Consider the following 6,698-nt stretch of genomic DNA (forward strand, 5'->3'; position numbering starts at 1 on the left):
ACCCATATGTAACCTGACAGGCACCAGCTTAAAACGGGCGACTTTCAGATCGGGTCTGAACTACTACAGCTAATATCACTCCTCTCTCCTTGTTCTGAGAAAAACTGGCTCTCAGCAGGCTCGATTCACTTAGTGTTAACAGGCCCTAACTTCCTGCGTTTATGGATACTTAGCGGAAAGCAGCCTGAGCCTTGCTTAAAGCCGGCGTACCATCAGCGGCTTTAACGTCTTTCAGCCAGACGCTCAGTACGTCAGGATTATTCTTCAGCCATTGTTTGGCTGCTGCTTTCGGCTTTTTACCATCATCAAGAATGGCCGCCATCACCTGATTTTCCATTTCCAGGGTAAAGCTCAGATTATTGAGGAATTTACCGATTTCCGCACACTCGGAAACATAGCCTTTACGGGTATTGGTAAATACTGAGGCGCCACCCAGATCCGGGCCAAAGAACTCATCACCGCCTTCCAGATACGCCAGATCGAAGTTGCTGTTCATCGGGTGTGGTTCCCAGCCAAGGAAAACAATCCACTTATCACGGCGGGTTTTGCGCTTAACCTGTGACAACATACCCGCTTCGCTTGATTCCACCACTTCAAAGCCTTTCAGGCCAAAAGCATTCTGATCAATCATGTCCTGAATCAGACGATTACCATCGTTACCAGGCTCAATACCGTAGATTTTTTTATCAAACTTATCGGCAAATTTAGCGATATCCGCAAAGGTTTTTACTCCGGCATCATAAACGTACTGAGGAACTGCCAGTGTGTACTTGGCGCCACTCAGGTTTTTACGCACGTTATCGACCGTACCACGTTCACGGTAGGCTTTAATGTCGCCTTCCATGGTTGGCATCCAGTTGCCCAGAAATACATCAATATCGCCATTTTCCAGCGACTTATAGGTCACCGGTACCGACAGTAACTGCGTACTGGTCTGATAGCCTGCACTTTCCAGCACCACAGAAGCCAGAGCGGTGGTGGCAGTAATATCTGTCCAGCCAACATCAGAAAAGCGTATGCTATCGCACTGCTCTGCCTGGGCGGCAGAACCTGCGGCCAGAACCATGGATAATAAAATCGTTCGTAAAGTCATCATGTATCTCCTGCATTTTTTTGCCGGATCATGCCGGCGGATTAGTCCGTTGTTTTTCTTTCCAGTCGGCTTCCATACCAACCTCTGTGTTACCGGGAGGTAATATCTGTGAGCGGCCTGTCAGACTGCTACGGATAAAATCCGCCGCACGCTCGGCCACCATAATGGTGGGCGCATTTAAATTGCCGTTGGGAATCGTCGGAAAAACGGAGGAATCAACTACCCTGAGTCCCTGCACACCATGAACGCGGGCTTCAGGATCAACCACAGCCAGTTCATCGGTGCCCATTTTGCAGGAGCAGGATGGGTGATACGCGCTTTCGACATTGCTGCGTACAAATTCATCGATCTGCTCATCCGTCTGCACCTGCTCGCCCGGTTGAATTTCACCATCGCGATAGGCATCAAATGCCGGCTGACCAATAATTTCCCGGGTCAGCTTTACGCAATCGCGGAAACCTTCGCGGTCATCTTCGTGCTGCAGATAATTAAACAGAATACGTGGTGCGCTGTGCGGGTCAGCGCTGACAGCGCGGATATAACCACGGCTTTTCGGTTTGTTATGACCGATATGCACCTGAAAACCATGACCATCAAACGCTGTTCGGCCGTCATAACGCATTGCTGCGGGTAAAAAATGGTATTGCAGGTCGGGCCACTCAACCCCGGCTTTTGAGCGGATAAAGCCACAGGACTCAAAATGATTGGTTGCGCCCAGACCTTTGCGGGTAAACAGCCAGCGACTGCCGATTAAAAACTTACTCCATAACCCCAGCTTGCTGTTCAGGGTAATAGGCTGTTTGCATTTAAACTGAAAATAAAATTCGAGATGATCCTGCAGATTCTCACCGACACCCGGTAAGTGATGATTTACTTCAATACCGGCTTTCTCCAGTACCTCACGCGGACCAATACCGGATAACTGCAGAATATGCGGTGAACCAACGGAACCGGCCGACAAAATAACTTCTTTACGCGCCCGCAGGTTTTCAATTTTGCCTTTACGCTCATAGCGCACACCGGTTGCACGCAATGCATCCGGCTGCTTGTCCAAAAGAACCTTATGCACCAGCGCATGGGTAATCACAGTTAAATTATTGCGCTTCATCGCCGGACGCAGATAGGCATTGGCGGTTGACCAGCGCAGGCCATTTTTTACCGTCATATGCATCGGGCCGAAACCTTCCTGCTGCTTACCGTTATAGTCGGCGGTAAAGTCATAGCCAGCCTGCTGTCCGGCTTTAATAAAGGCGCCGTACAGCGGGTTCTGCATATTATTGCCGTTATTAACGCCTAACGGTCCACTGTCGCCGCGGTACTCATCACCACCAAAGGCCCAGGTTTCAGCCTTTTTAAAATAAGGTAAACAATGGGCGTAATCCCATTCGGTCGCGCCCGCTTCCTCCCACTCATCAAAATCACGGGCATGACCACGCACATACACCATGCCGTTAATCGATGATGAGCCACCCAGCACCTTACCGCGCGGGCAATGCATACGGCGGTTATTGAGATACGGCTCCGGCTCGGTTTCAAACTGCCAGGCGTATTTTTTGGTATTCATCGGAATGGATAATGCGGTTGGCATCTGAATAAAAATACTTTTATCCGAGCCACCGGTTTCCAGCAGCAATACTGATACCTGCGGATCTTCGCTCAGACGATTCGCCAGCACACAACCGGCTGAGCCGGCACCGACAATAATGTAATCAAATTCGTTCATGGGCATTTCCTCAGAATGGGCTTTCCAGTGGATTCATACCCACGTACACCGCTTTCAACTGGGTGTAGTGTTTAATGGTTTCGACGCCGTTTTCACGACCGATACCGGACAATTTATATCCACCCACCGGCATTTCCGCCGGTGAGGCACCGTAGGCATTAATCCAGCAGATACCGGCCTGCATCTGATGAATTACCCGGTGCGCACGGCGGATATCGCGGGTAAAGACCCCGGCCGCCAGACCCAGACGGGTATCGTTGGCGCGACGAATCACTTCATCTTCATCACGGAAAGTCAGCACCGACATCACCGGGCCAAAAATTTCTTCGCGCACGATGGTCATATCATCACGGCAATCGGTAAAAATGGTGGGCGCAACAAAATAGCCGTTAGGCGCACTGTCCGGCGCCAGCGCAAAACCACCACTGGCCAGCGTCGCACCTTCGGCTTTGCCTTTGTCGATATAACTCAGAACCAGTTGCTGGTGTTTGGCCGAGATTAAAGCGCCGAAATTCACGTCCGGGTCCATCGGATGACCCGCCACAATATTATTTTCGGTACGTTTCAGCAGACGCTGCATAAAATCGTCATATACCGCTTCGTGCACAAATACCCGTGTGCCATTGGTGCAGATCTCACCCTGAGTATAAAAATTCGCCAGCATGGCCGCCGAGACCGCATCGTCGAGATCAGCATCGTCAAAAATAATCAGCGGCGATTTACCACCCAGTTCCATGGTTACATCTTTTAAACTGCCAGCCGCGGCAGCCATTACTTTTTTGCCTGTGCCGACCTCACCAGTAAAAGATACTTTGGCAATGCGCTCTTCTGCCGTCAGCCAGGCGCCCACTTCGGCCGCACCGTGAACAACGTTAAACACACCGGCAGGCACACCGGCTTCGATAAATATTTCCGCCAGCTTGACGGCGCCATACGGGGTTTCTTCCGACGGTTTAAAAATCATCGCATTGCCGCAGGCCAGGGCCGGAGCGGATTTCCAGCAGGCAATCTGCAGCGGATAATTCCACGCACCGATACCGGCGCAGATACCCAGTGGTTCGCGGCGGGTGTAATAAAAATCACCGCCCAAATCCTGCTGATTACCTTCAATGGCTGGTGCGATACCGGCAAAAAATTCAATTGAATCGGCACCGGTAACTACATCCACTACGGAGGCTTCCTGCCAGGGTTTACCGGTATCCCGTACTTCACCGGCAGCCAGTTCATCGTTGCGCTCACGCAGCAGCGCCACCGCTTTTAATAAAATACGGCTGCGCTCCATCGCCGGGGTTGCTGACCATTGTTCAAAACCACGCTGGGCACTGGCCAGCGCAGCGGCTTTAATGCTGTCGTCGGCAACCTCCACCTGATAAGCCACTTCGGCAGTTGCCGGATTGATCACATCGAAGGTTTCACCGCTTTGGTTGGCCATTAACCGGCCATCAATAAAATTCATCAGTCGCATGGATTCAGATCTCATCGGGAATCGGAGCGACCCCTGGTCGCTATCAGTGAATCTATAAAGGCTTTGCACAGACGCTCGGCTTCGTTAAAAGCCTCATCGGTTGCCGGTGTCAGATTGAGCGTGCTGCGCAGCCACATGCCGTCAATCATGGCGGCGGTCATCGCCGCGGCATCACGGGCGTCGGCGGGATCAGCCATTAGCTGGCGGAAGGAATACAGCAGGTTGCTGTTCAGACGCTGGCTGTTTACCCGCTGTAAACGGGCCAGAGCCGGGTCGTGCATGGCTTTCGCCCAGAACGCCAGCCAGGTAACGGTGGCCGAAGACGAGCGCTGAAAACCGGCAAAGTTGGTTTCGACAATCATCATCAGGCGCTCGCGTGGTGATACCTGACGCGCCTGACCGGCCTGCAGTTGTTGCAACAAGCCCTGCTTCAGCTGATCCAGCAGATAACGCACGGCGGCTTCAATCACGCCCTGCTTGCCACCAAAGTAATGACTGATAATGCCTGACGACATACCGGCCAGCTTGCTGATGGTGACAATGGTGGTGCCCTGAAACCCATACAACTCAATGGATTTCAGCGTGGCGTCAATCAGCTGCTGACGCCGTAATCCCTCGATATTTGCTCTGTTTAAACCGTTACTCAACTGCTTTCCCGCCATTGATTGAACGTTCAATCAATACGAGTCTAAAGTTTAGCTCTCTATGGATCAACCCATCAGCGCAGGACAAAGCACACAGCGGAGAAGTAGCAAAAAGGCCGCAGACCAGCCACCATGCGCCCTGAGCAGGGGTAAAAATTAATTAGATATCTATGGAATTTTTATACTGAACAGCGGCAAAAATACTCATTTCCCGGAAAGCAGACATAAAAAAACGCAGCCCCGGCAATGCGGCAGCTGCGTTTATTGTCTGATTTATACGTGACAGCAAGGCCACAAACGTGGCCCGCTATTACTCGGCGCGGTGTTCGCGTGCCAGGTATTCGTGTGATTGCATCTCCAGCATACGCGAGGTGGTACGCTGGAATTCAAACTCCAGCTTACCCTGACCGTAAATCGCCGGAATCGCCGCATCGGCCGACATAATCACCTTCACGCCACGATCATAAAATTCATCGATCAGGTTAATGTAACGGCGCGCCAGGTCGTCGTTTTTAACCCCCATCACCGGCACATTCGAAATCAGAATGGCGTGGAACTGCTTACCCAGCTCAATGTAATCGTTCTGCGAACGCGGGCCATCGCACAGCGCGGTAAATTCAAACCAGGCGATATCGTCACACAGCGCTTTAACCGGAATCTTACGTCCCAGAATTTCCACTGTGCAGTTGGTTTTAACGTGGCGCGGATCGGCGATCAGGCTGTCGAAACTTTTCTGCAGACTGGCTTCGGCGCCGTCATCCAGCGGGTAATGATAAAGCTCGGCCTGCTCCAGCGTGCGCAGACGGTAATCAACACCGGAGTCCACATTCACCACTTCGGTGTATTTATTCAGCAGTTTAATCGCCGGAATAAAGCGGTCACGCTGCAGACCGTCTTTGTACAGACCGTCAGGCACGATGTTGGACGTGGCCACCAGGGTAACACCACGGTTGAACAGTTCCTGCATCAGGCCACCGAGAATCATCGCATCACCGATATCGGAGACGAAAAACTCGTCGAAGCAGATTACCGCCGCTTCATCGGCAATGCGGTCAGCAACGATATTCAGCGGGTTCTTTTCGCCGGCCAGCGCCGTCAGATCGCGGTGTACGCGCTGCATAAAGCGGTGAAAGTGAGTACGCATTTTGCGTTTGAACGGCAGCGCATCGTAGAAGGTATCGACCAGATAGGTCTTACCTCGACCGACGCCGCCCCAGAAGTAAATCCCTTTTTCCGGTTCCGGCTTTTTCTTGCTCAGCTTGCCAGCCAGCTTACCGAACAACCCCTGTTGCGCACGGCGGTTTTCCGCGGCGACCAGGTCGTCAAACAGACGTTGCAGATGCTTAACCGCCATTTCCTGCGCGGCATCATAAGAAAAGTCATCGCGTTGCAGATCGGCTTGATAGAGTTCCCAGGGCGTAGACACAGACAGTCTCCCTTATAGAAGTGGGATATCGGGAAGAAATTCAGGGCGCGCAATTTAACCAAGCAGGGGCAAAAGTGCAAATCCTGACCAAGGTCGGACGGCAGGAAATACCTGCCAAACCACCCTCTTCCACTGACTCAGCCCTGCTCTCTCAACTCAACCCTCTCAACTCAACCCTCTCAACTAAACCCTATCAGCTCAGCCCGGCCGCCTTAAGCAGCGGCGCCCAGTCTTCCTGCAGGCTGGCCTTAAGATCGGTCAGGCGACCATGAAAAAAATGGCTGCCGTCACAGAACACCTGATAGTGCGGCGTTGGCACGACGCGCTCAGCCCAGTCGCTGACTTCA

The 6,698-nt window shown here is 52.2% G+C and carries 5 protein-coding genes; all 5 read right to left on the reverse strand.

Going from position 1 to position 6,698, the window contains the following annotated elements:
* Window positions 1-169: 169 nt before the first annotated feature.
* Window positions 170-1,096, reverse strand: coding sequence for a choline ABC transporter substrate-binding protein (locus B3P58_RS03820; RefSeq protein ID WP_286716150.1), 927 nt, complete (start codon window positions 1,094-1,096; stop codon window positions 170-172).
* A 25-nt stretch (window positions 1,097-1,121) separates the two neighbouring features.
* On the reverse strand, window positions 1,122-2,822 hold the full coding sequence (gene betA, locus B3P58_RS03825) for a choline dehydrogenase (protein WP_286716152.1): 1,701 nt from the start codon (window positions 2,820-2,822) through the stop codon (window positions 1,122-1,124).
* A 4-nt stretch (window positions 2,823-2,826) separates the two neighbouring features.
* Window positions 2,827-4,281 (reverse strand): betaine-aldehyde dehydrogenase, encoded by a 1,455-nt coding sequence (gene betB / locus B3P58_RS03830; RefSeq protein WP_286716154.1) that lies wholly within the window; start codon window positions 4,279-4,281, stop codon window positions 2,827-2,829.
* Window positions 4,282-4,292: 11 nt separating this feature from the next.
* A complete protein-coding gene (betI, locus tag B3P58_RS03835; RefSeq protein WP_286716156.1) occupies window positions 4,293-4,928 on the reverse strand; it encodes a transcriptional regulator BetI in 636 nt (211 codons plus the stop codon).
* 307 nt (window positions 4,929-5,235) lie between these two features.
* Window positions 5,236-6,351, reverse strand: a complete 1,116-nt coding sequence (zapE, locus tag B3P58_RS03840) for a cell division protein ZapE (RefSeq protein WP_286716158.1) — start codon at window positions 6,349-6,351, stop codon at window positions 5,236-5,238.
* Window positions 6,352-6,698 lie beyond the last annotated feature (347 nt).

This window comes from Thalassolituus sp. UBA2009 (assembly GCF_002335285.1).
Taxonomy (GTDB): domain Bacteria; phylum Pseudomonadota; class Gammaproteobacteria; order Pseudomonadales; family Oceanobacteraceae; genus Venatoribacter; species Venatoribacter alkanivorans.